This is a genomic window from Psychrobacillus sp. BM2, assembly GCF_048572895.1.
In the GTDB taxonomy this organism is placed as follows: domain Bacteria; phylum Bacillota; class Bacilli; order Bacillales_A; family Planococcaceae; genus Psychrobacillus.
The window spans coordinates 964,906-979,991 of record NZ_CP183878.1 but is presented as its reverse complement, the minus strand read 5'-3'; the positions used below and the strand labels follow the sequence as shown (position 1 = coordinate 979,991).

The window sequence follows — 15,086 nt, the reverse complement described above, 5'->3', positions numbered from 1 at the left end:
CCTTTTAATCCTTACTATTATCTTATCAAAATCCTATATATTCAGATACTCCTAAATAGTCTACTATTATAATTACTTTAGCAACCCTCTCACTAACTTGACTTTATTTTTGTATGGAGGAAAAACTATGTTAATTGGTAAGGTAGTATTTTTCTTCACGATGGATTTTTGATGTGTAAATAATGTAAAACTGGCTTCACCGTGATAAGATTGAACTCCTGAGTTTCCTACTCCACCAAATGGCAAATGGGGACTACCGGCATGTGTGATTGTATCGTTTATACAACCTCCTCCAAACGGTAGTTCTTGAAGAAAGTAGCTTTGCGCTTTTTCGTGTTCGCTAAACATATAAGCAGCCAATGGTTTTGGTAATTGACGAACGCGATGAATCGCACTCCGTAAATCTTTGTAACCAATTATAGGTAATAGTGGTCCAAACAATTCATCTTCCATAGACGGACTAGTAAAATCTACTCCATTTAACAGCGTTGGCTCGATAAATAAATCATCTCGATCTGTTTTACCACCAAAAATAATGTGATTTCTCTCCGCTTCTAAAATCCTCATAAGCCGGTCAAAATGATTGTCATTCACTATTCTTCCAAGATCAGGACTTTGTTGTGAATTCTTACCATAAAACTGAACAATAGCTTTCTTCAGCTGCTCGACAAACTTATCCTTTATATTTTCCTCCACTAATACATAATCGGGTGCTATACATGTTTGTCCAGCATTTACGAATTTCCCCCACACAATACGTTTAGCTGCAACAGCTAAGTTTGCGGTATGGTCGACAATTGCTGGACTTTTTCCACCTAGCTCTAAGGCAATTGGAGTCAATCTTTCTGCAGCTGCTTTCATCACTATCTTGCCTACTTGGACGCTTCCCGTAAAGAAAATAAAATCAAAAGGTGCATGAATTAACAGCGAGGTTTCTTCTTTTTCTCCCTCCACAACACGAATATATCTTGGGTCATATGCTTCTGAAATAATCTTTTTTACTATTTTAGACGTAAATGGTGTTGCTTCAGACGGTTTAATAACGGCGCAATTCCCTCCAACAATGGCTCCTATAAGTGGTTCCATAATAAGCTGGAATGGATAATTGAATGGCGCAATGATTAAAACCGTACCGTAAGGATCATTTACGATAAAGCTTTTGGACGGCATTAAAGCAACTGGAGTTTTTACATACTTTGGTTCCATCCACTGCTCAATATTTTTAATCATATACGAAATATTGTCATAAACTAACCCAATTTCCGTAACATAAGCTTCAAATTCACTTTTTCTTAAATCTTTGTATAATGCTTCTATCACTTCTTTTTCATACTTTTTAATCTTAGTTTTTAGTATTTCCAATTGTTCTATTCGGAATGCTACAGGTCTAGTCAATCCTGCATAAAAATATGCTTGATGCTCTTCTAACATATGATTTAGTTGTTGTTCTGTAAATTTCATTCATATTCACTCCTTTTTATTCCATTTATCTTAAGGGAATCATACTATTTATTTCTTTTAGAAGAAAGAACAAACATTTATATCGGAATACATGAAGTGTGTCCTTCGTGGAATACTATTTTCAAGAAGTCTTTTCGAACTATTGACTGTAACTATAAGTCTATAAGACTTTAGAATACCTATGCTAAATGGTCCATTTTTCAGTCAATTGGTTTATCGATGAAACTTCGCAGGGTATAGACTTTGTATAGAAAAAAATGATTAGAGGGAGGAAATAAATATGACAGAAACAGAAACTTGGTGGGAGCCCATTTTCACTGGAGCTTTTGCATTAGGGCTTAATAAAGAACGTATGAATGAAATAGAGGAAGAATCATTTTTATATTTTAAAGAGGATCAAGGTGAAATGGAGACAACTAATTGAATAATGTATATAGGATATCAGCTTTTCCCTTCATAGATAAAAGGAAAAGCTGATTTTTCATTCTATATTCCTCCAAAGGTATAAGGCAGCGTAGCTATTATATGGTGCCCAGGCGGCTAAGTGAGGCGTAATTTCACTTTTCATAGGCTTTCTGTCTAGTTGCCACAGAGATTTAAGCGAATTTTGAAGGCCTATATCTGCCAATGGGAATAAGTTCTCTCTACCTAAGCCAAACAACAAGAAGCTTTCCGCTGTCCAAGGACCAATTCCTCTGTACTTTATCAGTTCCGAAAATATGAAATCAGAAGGTTGATTTGCAAGTGAGTCCAAGTTCAACTCCCCTTCTACTACGGCTTTAGATATCCCTATTATATACTCAGCCTTTCTCGTACTAAACTGCATTTGGCGTAACGTTTCAACATCAAGCTCGGCAATAATCTCAGGAGATGGATACAACCATACACCCTCCTTACTTTTACTAAATGTATGAACAAATCGCTCTGTTAATGTTCTTGCGAAAGACAGATTTAGTTGCTGATGAATGATACTTTTAATAATATTCCCATACAAAGAAAAGTCGGTAATAATTGGTATACCCTCAAATTTCAAAAACAACGAATGTAAATTAGTCTCTAAAAAGTGCTCATGAATAGGCATAAGACTTCTATTAAAATGAAATATGGACAAGACTCGTGCATATTGTTCTTCTGTTTCTAACCCAGTTATTGTAAATTTCGGTTCATGCAATGTACCGATACTTTGAACCGTAATAATTGTCTCATCTACCGGAATCTTGACTGTTTGATTGGAGAGATCTACAGAATTTAACGGATCCATTGCTAGTCTTCCTAAGACATCCTGCATACGATAGGTAAATGCTAATTCTACGGTTTGTGTCATGATTTATCCCCTTTCGGTTATATGTTAAACTACAATGGGTGATATAAATGAAAATTATTTTTGTATGTATAGGTCTGGTTTTTTGCTTACTGTATGGCTGTGAAGAAAATTCCACTAACAGTGTTATTCAAACAAGTGGTAATACTGAACAAGTTCCAGTTGAAGTAGTTGAAGTGACTGACGGTGATACTATTAAAGTTAAGTATAATGGAAACATAGAAAAAGTTCGATACTTGCTAATAGACACACCGGAAATGAACCATAAAACATTAGGAAAGCAACCATTTGGGGAAGAAGCGAAACAACGTAATAAGGAATTATTAAATAGTGGGGATGTAACAATTGAGTTTGATGTAGGAGATAGATTGGACGACTATGGCAGAATGCTTGCGTATATTTATGTGGATGGTCAGAGCATTCAGGAAACCTTACTCGAAGAGGGGCTGGCACGTGTTGCCTATATTTTTCCTCCAAACACTCGTTATTTAGACGATTTCGAGGAGGCTTCTGAAATAGCTGAAAAGAAAAATATTGGCGTATGGGAGACAGAAGATTACGTCACTAATCGAGGATTCAATGCTAAGGTTATTACCGACAACAGTGTTAAAGAAGAAATACAAACATCCGGAAAATGTAACATCAAGGGCAATATTAATCGCCAAGGGAAGAAAATTTACCATATACCTAGTGGGAAATATTATGAACAAACAAATCCCGAAGAATGGTTCTGTACCGAGCAGGAAGCTATAAAAGCAGGGTTTAAAAAGTCTGGAGAGTAAGTAAGCAAAAACCTTGTTTATTACAGTTACCTGAGTGCTTAGGGCTAGCATTACTAAATCATTACCGAAGGATACCTGTGAGGTTGGTCATGACTTAAGTCACGACCAACCTCTCTTTTTATCGTTAATCTTGTGGCAAATGCCTGTCCATAGCTCTTCTACAACTGCAAGAAAAAAATTAAGTACAGTCAATTCTTTTTGTGTAACTAAAGAAAAGATGCTTTCTTATTCATACAAGAAGCGTCCGAAGATACAATTTCGGTCGCTCCAGCTACTCAAAACGATAAATACCCTCAACTTTATTTCGTATACTCTTTGACTAATATATGAAAACAACGAGAAATGCTTTTAATAAAGATGATTGAAATGACCCTATTTATCTTTAAACTTTCACCTATTGTTTGCTTCGGTCCAAACAGATTTATTTGCTCTAAGGTTTTTGAATAATAACTACTCACTTAAGTGGCTGCGCAGTTTTAAGTTCTAGCACCTTTAACTTTAGCTTCAGGTACTGTTTCTTCTGGTGGAATATCCGCAAATGTTTCATTTTGTTCTTCTAAATCTCTTGTACGATGTGCTAAACGCGACGCTGCACTCGAAGCGATGCTTGCCACTAAATCATCTAGAAATGTATGAACAGCTCCGCCGACCTTTGTATCTAATTTTGATATAAGTCCAATTTTATTTTTATCTAAATGACCAAACGTAGTTACTGCAATACTTCCGTAAGTAAATACCGCTCCTAGTGCAATCGTTTCGTCTACCCCAAACAAACCTTCATCCGCTTCTACTATTTGTTGTAGGGGTGCAGATAGCATTTTTTTCTCTGCCAACTCATCTAATTCGATACCAACTAATATGGCATGTTGCATTTCTCTTTTTTTCAAAACGCTTTTTACAGATTCTACACAATGCTCTATAGTAAGCCCTTTGTTGTAAGGAAACTGCATCTCAAATACGATCTTTGCAATTTCTTCAATAGTAACTCCGCGTCTTTTTAACGCATCCTTTGTAGCCTGCTCCACTTCACGTGAATGAACTCTAGATGTCTGTCTATCCATATTAGTATCCCCTTTGTTGTTTTAGTGTTTGGTTTATTATACCTCTCTGCTAGTATATGATACAATTTCTGTACTACATGAATGACATTAGGAGGAACTTATGAACAAAGGGTCTATACAAGATATAACGCTTTTTAGCGAGGCTTTACAGGAAGAAATGCAACTACTTATTTACTTGCCACCAAATTATTCTCCCCTATATAAATATTCTGTTCTAATCGCATCCGATGGAAAAGACTATTTTCAACTAGGTAGAATTTCTCGGGTTGCTGATGAGTTATATGAGGAAGAAGCAATTGAGAACATAATCATTGTTGGAGTACCTTATAAAAACGTAAAAGATCGAAGAGACAAATACCATCCAGATGGTTCTCAGCATGCCTCGTATATTCGATTTTTAGCTCAGGAATTAGTTCCTTATATAGATGAAAACTATCCTACATATCAGGTTGGTATGGGAAGGTCACTTATTGGTGATTCCTTAGCTGCGACAGTTTCACTTATGACAGCTTTAGCTTATCCAAATACTTTTGGAAGAGTGATTATGCACTCCCCACTCATTAATGATGCAGTTTTAGAAAAAGTGAAAAACCACGAAGATGTTCATGCATTTTCTCTTTACCATGTGATTGGAACTGAAGAAACAGCAGTTAAAACAGGTGATGGTTTATTAACGGATTTTATCACTCCAAACAGAGCTTTACACAATTTAATAATAAATAAAGGATTTTTGACCTTTTATGACGAATTAAAAGGAAACCATACTTGGAAGCTTTGGCAACCAGATATAAAAAGATCCCTCTTACAAAATTTTAGCCTATAGAGAAATATTTGTTATAATAGTAATGAGATTTGTATAAAAATTCGAGGAGGTAATGAAAATGAAATACGGAATTGTTGCTTTTCCATCTAAAAAGGTACAGGACTTCGCCAACTCCTATAGAAAGCGTTATGATCCTCACTACGCTTTAATTACTCCACATATGACAGTTAAAGGAGTATTTGAAGCAGATGAAAATGAAATTAAATCAATTGCTGAAAAGGTTTCTGAAGTAGTAAAAAATCACAAGCCATTTACATTAAAAACTGAGAAGGTTAGTTCATTTGCTCCTGTTACTAATGCAATATACTTTAAAGTGCAGCCAACAGCTGAACTAGTTAAACTGCATGAAGAGTTAAATGCTATTCAATATAATGAGGAGGAAAGTTACTCCTTTGTTCCTCATATTACTATCGCTCAAAAGATGAATGCAAGTGAACATGATGATATTCTCCCTCAATTAAAAATGATCGGTGCAGAGTTTGAGGAAGAAATCGATCGTCTTCATCTTCTATACCAACTTGAAGATGGATCATGGACCGTGTACGAAACATTTAGATTGTCTGGAGCTGAGTAAGTATTGGTGTACGCAAAGAAAGTTGAAACTGAAAAAGAAAATGAAGACGCAATTAAAATTAGAAGAAAAGTTTTCGTAGAGGAGCAGGATGTTCCACTTCACCTAGAACTCGATGAGTTTGATGCAGAAGCAGTACATTTTGTAGCATACGATGGAGACACACCTTTTGGTGCAGGTCGAATCAGAGTAATTGAGCCAGGCATAGGAAAAGTAGAACGTGTTTGCATTCTTCCAGGTTATCGTGGAAAGAACTTAGGAAATCTCATGATGCAATGCATGGAGGACTACTCGATTTCTTCTGGAATTAACAAGTTAAAACTAAATGCCCAAAGTCAAGCTATTCTTTTTTATGAAAAAAGAAATTATACGATAAGCTCACCTGAGTTTCTAGAGGCTGGAATTCCTCACCGTGCAATGGAGAAACAAATTAAATAAAATACTTGGATGGGATGATTTGCTTTGAAATCATCCCATTTTCTTTGAAATCATCTTTAATTGGAAATTCGAATAATTTTGTATCATTATCCACTTTGCTAACATATAAATACTAAGAACGAAAAGATTGAATTCCCTAAACTTATGAAACAGAAGGATCATCATCTTGTATTAAATTGATACATCTGACACCATATACCAACTGATTTTAATTTGGATTCTTAAGATTTGCTACTATTCCAATAGCTGCAGAAGTATTCAAACTATATAAGTTGAAGTAAATTATGCCAATATTTTTTTTATAAGAATCCTATTAATTACATCTTATATCCCAACCTTTTATTATTTCCAGTTGGGAATGAGCTTGTTTAATGATGGATTCTTTTAGTCATTCTAAAATACTTTTTTCATTGGAAAATTGCAGGAAATCATCTTTTTTAATATTCCCTGCAACTCCAATCTATATAAAAAAATATCCATTTCATTTAATTTGCAAAAATTATTTGAACCCAAAAGTATAACAATGTCAGCGTTACAATAGTTGTTATTGGTATGACAATCAACGTAACACTTAAATAATCTTTCCATGTGATTTTTATCTTACTTTTCCTTAGAATATGCATCCAAATCAGGGAAGCAAGTGTACCAATAGGTAACAGTAATGAACCCATATCACTACCAATAATATTAGCCAGATAAATGGTTTTCAATGTGACTGGATCTAACCCCATTTCTGTTAAAGTGATTGTTCCAATCATCAATGCTGGATGGTTATTAAAGATATTAGAAAGTACTGATACCAATCCTCCCATAATAAAACTTGCTTGCAATAAACCTTGATTTACAATTGGTTCAAACCATTGTACCAGCAAAGCTGTAAGTCCCACATTATTCAAGCCATATATTATTACATACATCGAGAAGGCAAAAATTAAAATGTGCCAAGGTGTCTTTTTCAGGATATCCACTGGGTTAGTGCGTAAATGATACCATCTCCATATAAGAAGGACCACTGACCCTAAAACTGCGACCATTTCAATTGGTACATTTATATAGGATGCAACGAAAAGTAGACAACGCATGACGAAGACAAACAACAATACCTTTAACATAAATTTAGTTCGTTTTTGTTTAGATTCTATAGAAATTTTCGTTTTTAAAGGATGAAATTTTTTTGTAAAAAAGGATTCTTCTATATCAATTGCTGAATCCGGCAATGTTATTGGTAGTTTTTTCTTAACTACGATGTACATCAAGTATGACATAAACAATAGTCCTAATGTAGCGGGGACAAACATCATTGCAGTATGCATCCAAAGGGACATATGGACGATTTTTAATGCGATTAAGTTAACAATATTACTTACTCCAATTGGAGCACTTGAAGCCGTTGCAATAAGCGCGCCACTTAATAGATAAGGAATTTGTTGATGTGGTTTTAATCGTAGGTTCTTAAGAAGCAGGATTAATATAGGGGTTGTTATTAAAATACTCCCGTCGTTATTAAATAATAGTGTCATTAAAAAACATAGTAACTGGATATACCAATAAAGTCGGTGACCAGATCCTTTCGCAAAATTTGCAAGTCTTGCAGCTGCCCAGTTGAAGAAACCGAAACTTTCTAATATTACAGCCATTACAATCGTTGCCATAATGGTGATAGATGCCCCACCAATTTTACTAATGATATCCACAATGTCTGCTCTTGATACAATCCCAGCTAGTAAAATAATCGCTGCTCCAATGGACGCTGGCCAAGCCTCATTCAGTCCTCTAGGTCTCCAAAAAATGACAATCATTGTACATAGGAACACCAAACTGGCGACTCCAATCTGAAAACTCATACATATACCATTTCCTCTCCTTTTTTATATTTTTCGTCTCCTTGTATGTATATTCTCCTACCCTCATAAAAATCGAGGTGTATGTCCATATCATTCAATATTAATTACTTTAACAGGAGATAAGCAAATCATTTATGTATTTACATTTTCAAGAAGCATGAAATATTTCATGCTTCTAATTTTTTGTATATATAATTTCAATTCTAAATATTAAATTATGCCAATAGTTAAAACTCATTACTTACACTTCGTGCAACGTTTTTATATGATCAATATTTAGATAAATCGGAGCTTTTCTTGCTCTTTCCAGTTCTACGATTTGTACTTCCACATTTTTTATTTTGCCAATATGACTTCTATTTCCTCCAATATTCAAGACGACTATTTTATCTTTGAATTTTGCTACTTGAACTTCGAATGTGCTAGGTAGTATTTCCTGATTAGTCTTCATGGAGTTATTCACAACCGGCTCATAAAGACTTTCATTTGAAGAAAAAGGTATTAACCATTTCAAATGATTAATAGAAATATACATGGTTTTATAAATGGGCGAATAAAATTCAAAATAGTCATCCTTGATCTGCGTAATACAACCATGCAGTAACTGATCATTAATTATATAAATTTCAACATTCTTTCCTTTTGCTAGACTGAGAGTATCTTCTAATGATAAATCCCCTTTGTTTTCACCGTTATTAATGCCAGGTAACTCGGTAGGATCATCTATTATATCGAATTCATCCTTCTGAATAACACTTATATTTTGAATATGATAGAAAGGGATGTACACATAATCTGCTCCATTAAAAAGTACAATTATGTCGGTTCCTAGATCGATTACTGTACCTTTTATTAATCTCTTTCCAGAAACCTCTATTTGTATAATTTCCTTGATTAGACTTTGAATAATTTTATTCAAGGTCACATCTCCTTTTACTTTCTTTTAATTAATACTCTCTTAATTTACGATACATTTTTGTGGCATGTCTCATTAAAGAAATAAATTGCTTTTCCAATGCATTTTTTTCTTCTCTTGGAGAACTGGAATTTGTTTCACTAGTTCCAAAACTTTTGACACCAGCCCTATTTTCATCTAGATTATAAAATTCTAAGTTATAACTTGGATGAAAATATGACTTGCCACCTTCTTGTTCGGATTTAATCGAATTAGTAATTTGTTTAGTCGCATAATTCATCAACGCATAATACTGATTCTCTAACATCTTATTTCTCTCTTTTTCGCTAATTGCATTTACAACAGTTGACTGGTTTTTTTTTTCAGCAGGCTTAGGTTTTTCATCTAATACTACAATTTCTTCTTCACTTTTCCGTTTCTCGTTAGTATGATTAACAACATGCTTTGAGTTGTTCAGATCCAAGTTTTGTTTTACCGTTATACTTTCCACAGGAACTTCACTTTGGGATTTTGTTTTCTTCTGAATAGCAATAGTAGATTGATCGGTATTCATGGCACTCCATGCGGTTAAAGGTGCACTCTTTTGCTTTGAACGTTTTAATGAATAGATCTCTGGTTCGTCTTCAATTAAACTATTTCTTTTATACGTTTCTTTAAGATTCGATTTAACCGTATTGGCTTCATCATTTTCTTCAAATTCTTGGGTCCCTACTTGATTTAAACCTAGTTCTACTAAATCCTCAGTAGCTGGATCAACATATCCCATCTTTATTACTTTATCTAATTGCTCTTCTATAATAGTTGTTCCATTATTTTCTGATTTCTCATTATCTGTTGGTACTTCCAATTCAGCATCCACTAGGTTCTCCGCGTTTGGAATTACTTCTTCCTCACCGCTTTGCGAAATGCTTGCTTCTACTTCTTCAATAAATGCTACTACTTCGAATTCGTCATTCACTAGGTTCTCCGCATTTGGAGTAACCTCTTCCTCACTGCTTACCGTAATGCTTTCTTCTAATTTTTCAATGAATGCTGATTCTTTGAATCCATCATCTACTAGGTTAACCGTGTTTGAAATAACTTCTTCCTCAATGCTTATCGAAATATTTTTTACTTTTTCAATGTATATTGCTTCTTCGAATTCATCATTCATTTGCCTAACTGTGTTTGGAATTACTTCTTCTTCAATGCTTATCGAAATACTCTCTACTACTTTTTCAATGTTTGCTGATTCTTTAAATTCATCATTCACTAGGTTATCTGCCTTTGGAACTATTTCTTCTTCACTGCTTATCGAAATACTCTCTACTACTTTTTCAATGATTGCTGATTCTTTGAATTCATTATTTACTAGAATACTGATATCTGGAATAGTACTTTCTTGATCGTTAATTGGATAACTCTTTTTAACTTCCATAAGTCCTTTGCTTATATTTGTTTTATATAAATTTTGAATATTAATTTGTTCCCTCTTATTTAAAAAGGTGAGATCATTTTTCGATATATCACTAGAGATATTAGTGATATTTAATGTTGGTATATAGAGTAGTTCTTTATTATTTATAAGAATAATGTGATCCTCAAATATGCTATTTAATACACCGCTTAAGATGTGGTTTCCAAAATCATTCACGGTGATCCAGTGGTATCTTAAAGCAATTAACACATCGGTTAAATCACTTCTATTAAGATAAGGGCTCGTTTCAATTGTTGCATGATAATACTTAGCACTCTTCGACAGTGCTTGAATCTGGTGGATTGCGAAATATACTACGTTTTGGTTCACCTTTAAAACAACATGATCTTTTTTTACATCTAATAAGATTCCATCTACAAATTGATTATTATTTAAATGCAACCCTATTCCCCTGTTTTTATTGGCGCTTAATACATTTTCAAAGTTTTTAACTTGCAATTTAAGGGCGCCTCCTTCATAGAATATTCGTCGCTCCTATCCATCAAAGCGACGAATTGATCATCTAATATTAACTAACAATCTTTACATTCATCTTTTTATTTTTGTGATTTTTTATTTTTTATCTTTATTTTCATTTTCATTATTATCTTTATCTTCTTTTGTTTTTTGAACCTTTACACCATAGCTAATATTACGAATATGGAACAAAGCAACACGAATAATTTCTTCGTTCGCTACAATTGTTACAAAATCATCTGTAACAACATCCATTACACCTTCCAGCGTTTCTGGTCCACCGCGATTGATTTTTACCCAATGTAGTGATAATTTCTCTAAAACACTTCTAAAGTCATCCACTTGTATATACTCAAAATCTTCAGGTACTTCAAGATTGAAATCCACCTGGTTTTTTGAATTATACGTGATGCTCTTAATATGCTGTGTATTATAATAAATAATGCCATCGTCTTCTGTGAGCAATGTAAAGTGATCATCTTTTGCTGCTAAAAGCATACCAACGCGCGATTCAGGGCCACCTCTATCTACTTTAACCACTTTATCTACTAGTGAAAGTATCATCTTTTTATTCATTCTTTCTAACCTCCCTTTTTAGTATCTTAATATCTATATGTTTCCTAGGTTGGCCGAGTAGTGGTCAAACGCCCATGTATTCATAATAGTTCAAGCACTAAAAAAATTATTTTCTAAAACAGAATTACATAATGAAAAAATCGCTTACCGGTTTGAAATCCGATAAGCGATTTTTAAAACTGCAGAAACTATACGTACAAATTAACACTGTTTCCTTTGCCACTTATTTCCGCAATTTTTGGAGATAAGTTTACTGGATTTGGATGAATAAAGCCTTTAAATAAAGGTTGGATTGATGGTCTTTCTAGTTCCAATAACTGCTCTTCTTCTTCAAGAAGTTGTTCTTGCTCTTCTAAGTGATCATCAAAACCAGATTTAAATTTCACATGTTGGATATTATCAATATAAGCAAAATTATGATCATTCCCAATCATTCGATTAGCATAAACTTGCGATTGAATCGGTTGCATTGGAAGAATATATCCCATTTTCTCCACCCCCACGTTATTATTCTATTATGCTTTACCCCATCCTATTAATTCATAAACCTTTTTATTAAAATTATAATGATTTTAATGAATTACAATAATTTTTGAATATCTGCCATACTTAATGAACTACCGCTCTGTAAAATAGAACGAGTCAGTTCATCTTCTAATTGTTGAGAAACAGGCTTATTTGCTAACTTGCCAACTTTACGTACAATTTTACGAACCTGTTTTTCATCCGTAAAATCAGCATATGAGATGGCATTGGCAAGCGTAAATAGTTCATCCATTGATACACCTGTTTTATTTTCAATTGATTTAAAAAATGAATTTTGCATAACTTTTCCCCCTCACATTTTTAATATTTATTAATAAGGGAGAAAGCTTCTACCAACAATGATTAATAATATAAATAATACTACGATCAGTACAAATGTAGAACTTCTATTACCTCCGTACTCGTTTCCTCCGTACTCGTTTCCACCGCAATATCCTGGATAACCTCCGCCACAGTAGCCATACATACTCTTTCCCTCCTCTCCTCTTCAACTTATTGTATGCAAGAGGAGAATGGAAAAAAGGGCGATTCAACTAGTACGTTGTTTTCCGTTTTTGAAAAATGAATGCACCAATTACGCCAAACAAAATAGCAGCACTTATACCAGAGCTTGTTACTTCAAACATTCCAGTCAAAACACCGATTAGTCCATGCTTCTCGGCCTCTGCTAATGCACCGTGTGTCAAAGAGTTACCAAAGGAAGTAATGGGAACAGTAGCCCCTGCTCCAGCAAAGTCAATCAATGGCTCATAGAGACCGAAACCATCTAATATGGAACCTAATACAACTAATGTACTTAATGTATGTGCAGGTGTTAGTTTAAATACATCCATGAAGATTTGACCAATGACACATATTAATCCGCCGACAACAAATGCTGTCACTAATGATGAAATCATGTTAACTCCTCTTTTCCATACGGCATTCAATGGCATGTGCAATACAAGGAATTGTTTCCCCTTGTTGAAATGTTAAAGGAGACAGTAATGCCCCTGTAGCTACTAGCAAAACTCGTTTAAAAAAGCCTTTTTTTAACTGTTCATATATTTGACCAAAGAAAACAGTTGCCGAGCATCCCGCCCCACTAGCACCTGCATTGAAAAAGGTATCATTTCCATAGAACTGAGCTCCAGCATCTTGTAAGACAACTCCAGTATTTTCATCCTCAAACATTTCCTTTAATATAGAAATTCCAATATTCCCTAAATCACCTGTCATGATAACATCGAAGTCTGCCATTTTACTATTCGTATTCGTTAAATGCCGCTCAATTGTATCCCTCGCAGCTGATGCCATTGCAGCACCCATATGTAATGGATTTGTCTGACAACTGTCCACTACTCTACCGATTGTGGCATGAGTCACGACTGGAGCATTTTTTATATCTTTTTCTAACAATGCAAAACCTGCTCCAGTCACGGTCCATTGGGCTGTTTTAGGTTTTTGTGTCCCATATTCAAGCGGATATCTAAATTGTCGCTCTACTGCTTGATGATGACTAGAAGCTCCAGCAAGTACTGTTTGTGCATTTCCCGAATCGACTAAAAGACTACCGAGAATAACGGATTCCATTGAACTAGCACATGCAGAAAAAACACCTAAAAATGGGATAGCTAAGCTTCGTGCCGCAAAGTTAGTCGGTGATAGTTGATTGATAAGGTCGCCTCCTATTAGAACATCCACTTTGTCTATCTGTGTATGTGCTTTTTTAACAGCCCATTGACATGCTTTTTCAATCATACGGGAATTTGCCTGCTCATTCGTTTCGCCTTTTTCTGTTTCTAATGAAAGAACCTCATCAAAGGAATCAGCAAAAGTACTATCTTTTTCTACTGGTCCCACGACTATTCCCGTATTAGCTATACAGACTTTATGTGTAAACTGAAGAGTTCCAAATTTATTTACCATGAGACCACACCTAAATTCACTAATATTGTTTTAATGAGAGCAACGACAAATGCAGATAAAACACCGAATAATATAACCGATCCGGCAAGCTTGAACATATTGCCTCCAACGCCTAATACATACCCTTCCGATTTATGCTCTATAGCGGCTGATATTACTGCGTTACCAAATCCTGTAACAGGCACTGCCGAACCAGCACCTCCAATCTGCGCTATTTTTTTGTATAAGCCAGTTCCAGTTAGAATCATCGCGATAAATACTAACGTAGCTACAGTTGGATTAGAAGCAGTTCCTTCTGTAAAAGGGAAAAACCGCATATAAAAAAAAGTGATTAGTTGTCCAATAGTACAAATTATTCCCCCAACGATAAATGCTTTTAATATATTCATGAAATATGGCACCTTAGGATTTTTTTCATCTACTATTTTTTGAAATTGTTGTTGGTCCATTACGTCTCTTCCTTTGATAATGATTTTATTTTTTTTATAGACTTTTTAAGATCTTCCTCTTTCTGCTTCTTCTCTATGATGGTTTCTACTTCCCACATAATTTTTTTGTCGCCTGAAACTAATACTTGTTTTTCTGGAAATTGTTTTTCAATTTGTTTTGTAATTTTCTTTTCAATTTTTGTTTTATTAAAACGATCAAATCGGTTTATATGAATGGCCACTAAAATATCTTCCTCGTTCATCACACCTTTGTACCCGTGAATTGAGTCTTGTTTTTGCAGAATCGGCTTTAGTGAAGTGGAATTATCTGTTGGAAATATTACTTTTTCATTCTCGCTCGAACATGCACCCAACAATAAAACCATTAGAAAAACAATTACGCTTTTTTTCATACGATTCAGTTACTCCTTTTTCGTGTTAGTATGCACGCTGTTAGGTGAAATATGCGGTTGGGTTA

18 protein-coding genes and 1 pseudogene are annotated in these 15,086 nt (G+C 34.5%); 5 read left to right on the top strand and 14 right to left on the bottom strand.

The genetic code is table 11. The features are described from left to right. Positions 1-72 precede the first annotated feature (72 nt). Complete coding sequence (locus ACN6MX_RS04290; RefSeq protein ID WP_419961438.1) at positions 73-1,461, bottom strand: aldehyde dehydrogenase; 1,389 nt, start codon at positions 1,459-1,461, stop codon at positions 73-75. Positions 1,462-1,741: 280 nt separating this feature from the next. Between ACN6MX_RS04290 and ACN6MX_RS04285 the strand changes: the two genes are divergently transcribed. Beyond that, entirely contained in the window at positions 1,742-1,885 is a 144-nt protein-coding gene (locus ACN6MX_RS04285) for a hypothetical protein (protein WP_211893437.1), read from the top strand. A 57-nt stretch (positions 1,886-1,942) separates the two neighbouring features. Here ACN6MX_RS04285 and ACN6MX_RS04280 read toward each other — a convergent pair whose 3' ends face one another. Then, on the bottom strand, positions 1,943-2,785 hold the full coding sequence (locus ACN6MX_RS04280; RefSeq protein WP_419961437.1) for a DNA-3-methyladenine glycosylase family protein: 843 nt from the start codon (positions 2,783-2,785) through the stop codon (positions 1,943-1,945). A 47-nt stretch (positions 2,786-2,832) separates the two neighbouring features. Here ACN6MX_RS04280 and ACN6MX_RS04275 point away from each other — a divergent pair, with 47 nt between their 5' ends. Beyond that, positions 2,833-3,564 (top strand): thermonuclease family protein, encoded by a 732-nt coding sequence (locus ACN6MX_RS04275; protein ID WP_419961436.1) that lies wholly within the window; start codon positions 2,833-2,835, stop codon positions 3,562-3,564. Positions 3,565-4,040: 476 nt separating this feature from the next. On the opposite strand, the gene ACN6MX_RS04270 is transcribed toward ACN6MX_RS04275, so the two are convergent. After that, the gene (locus tag ACN6MX_RS04270; RefSeq protein ID WP_419961435.1) at positions 4,041-4,625 is read right to left on the bottom strand and encodes a phosphatidylglycerophosphatase A; all 585 of its coding nucleotides are present in this window, start codon (positions 4,623-4,625) and stop codon (positions 4,041-4,043) included. A 100-nt stretch (positions 4,626-4,725) separates the two neighbouring features. Here ACN6MX_RS04270 and ACN6MX_RS04265 point away from each other — a divergent pair, with 100 nt between their 5' ends. From ACN6MX_RS04265 to ACN6MX_RS04255, 3 genes are read left to right on the top strand one after another with little or no spacing between them, the layout of a single operon-like run. Beyond that, entirely contained in the window at positions 4,726-5,448 is a 723-nt protein-coding gene (locus ACN6MX_RS04265) for an alpha/beta hydrolase (protein ID WP_419961434.1), read from the top strand. A gap of 58 nt (positions 5,449-5,506) precedes the next feature. After that, a complete protein-coding gene (locus ACN6MX_RS04260; RefSeq protein ID WP_419961433.1) occupies positions 5,507-6,022 on the top strand; it encodes a YjcG family protein in 516 nt (171 codons plus the stop codon). Positions 6,023-6,025: 3 nt separating this feature from the next. Beyond that, complete coding sequence (locus tag ACN6MX_RS04255) at positions 6,026-6,457, top strand: GNAT family N-acetyltransferase (RefSeq protein WP_419961432.1); 432 nt, start codon at positions 6,026-6,028, stop codon at positions 6,455-6,457. Between the two features lie 485 nt (positions 6,458-6,942). On the opposite strand, the gene ACN6MX_RS04250 is transcribed toward ACN6MX_RS04255, so the two are convergent. From ACN6MX_RS04250 to ACN6MX_RS04200, 11 genes and pseudogenes are all read right to left on the bottom strand, one after another. Beyond that, positions 6,943-8,301 carry an arsenic transporter gene (locus ACN6MX_RS04250; protein WP_419961431.1) on the bottom strand — a complete coding sequence of 453 codons (1,359 nt, stop codon included), beginning with the start codon at positions 8,299-8,301 and terminating at the stop codon, positions 6,943-6,945. A gap of 241 nt (positions 8,302-8,542) precedes the next feature. Beyond that, positions 8,543-9,220: a DUF2642 domain-containing protein gene (locus ACN6MX_RS04245; protein WP_419961430.1), complete on the bottom strand. Its 678-nt coding sequence runs from the start codon at positions 9,218-9,220 to the stop codon at positions 8,543-8,545. 28 nt (positions 9,221-9,248) lie between these two features. Further along, positions 9,249-11,132, bottom strand: coding sequence for a hypothetical protein (locus ACN6MX_RS04240; RefSeq protein ID WP_419961429.1), 1,884 nt, complete (start codon positions 11,130-11,132; stop codon positions 9,249-9,251). 114 nt (positions 11,133-11,246) lie between these two features. After that, complete coding sequence (locus tag ACN6MX_RS04235) at positions 11,247-11,726, bottom strand: hypothetical protein (RefSeq protein ID WP_419961428.1); 480 nt, start codon at positions 11,724-11,726, stop codon at positions 11,247-11,249. Positions 11,727-11,914: 188 nt separating this feature from the next. After that, the gene (locus tag ACN6MX_RS04230) at positions 11,915-12,214 is read right to left on the bottom strand and encodes a hypothetical protein (protein ID WP_419961427.1); all 300 of its coding nucleotides are present in this window, start codon (positions 12,212-12,214) and stop codon (positions 11,915-11,917) included. Between the two features lie 92 nt (positions 12,215-12,306). Then, positions 12,307-12,552, bottom strand: a complete 246-nt coding sequence (locus tag ACN6MX_RS04225; protein WP_419961426.1) for a stage VI sporulation protein F — start codon at positions 12,550-12,552, stop codon at positions 12,307-12,309. 30 nt (positions 12,553-12,582) lie between these two features. Continuing rightward, a pseudogene (locus ACN6MX_RS04220) lies at positions 12,583-12,660 on the bottom strand (YjcZ family sporulation protein); the annotation flags it as partial. Positions 12,661-12,805: 145 nt separating this feature from the next. After that, positions 12,806-13,171, bottom strand: a complete 366-nt coding sequence (gene spoVAE / locus ACN6MX_RS04215; RefSeq protein ID WP_093494307.1) for a stage V sporulation protein AE — start codon at positions 13,169-13,171, stop codon at positions 12,806-12,808. Position 13,172: 1 nt separating this feature from the next. After that, positions 13,173-14,180, bottom strand: coding sequence for a stage V sporulation protein AD (locus ACN6MX_RS04210; protein WP_419961425.1), 1,008 nt, complete (start codon positions 14,178-14,180; stop codon positions 13,173-13,175). Beyond that, positions 14,174-14,629 carry a stage V sporulation protein AC gene (gene spoVAC, locus ACN6MX_RS04205; protein WP_419961424.1) on the bottom strand — a complete coding sequence of 152 codons (456 nt, stop codon included), beginning with the start codon at positions 14,627-14,629 and terminating at the stop codon, positions 14,174-14,176. Before spoVAC ends, ACN6MX_RS04210 begins: the two co-directional genes overlap by 7 nt. Further along, positions 14,629-15,021, bottom strand: coding sequence for a hypothetical protein (locus ACN6MX_RS04200; protein ID WP_419961423.1), 393 nt, complete (start codon positions 15,019-15,021; stop codon positions 14,629-14,631). The genes spoVAC and ACN6MX_RS04200 overlap by 1 nt, the downstream gene beginning before the upstream one ends. Positions 15,022-15,086: the final 65 nt, after the last annotated feature.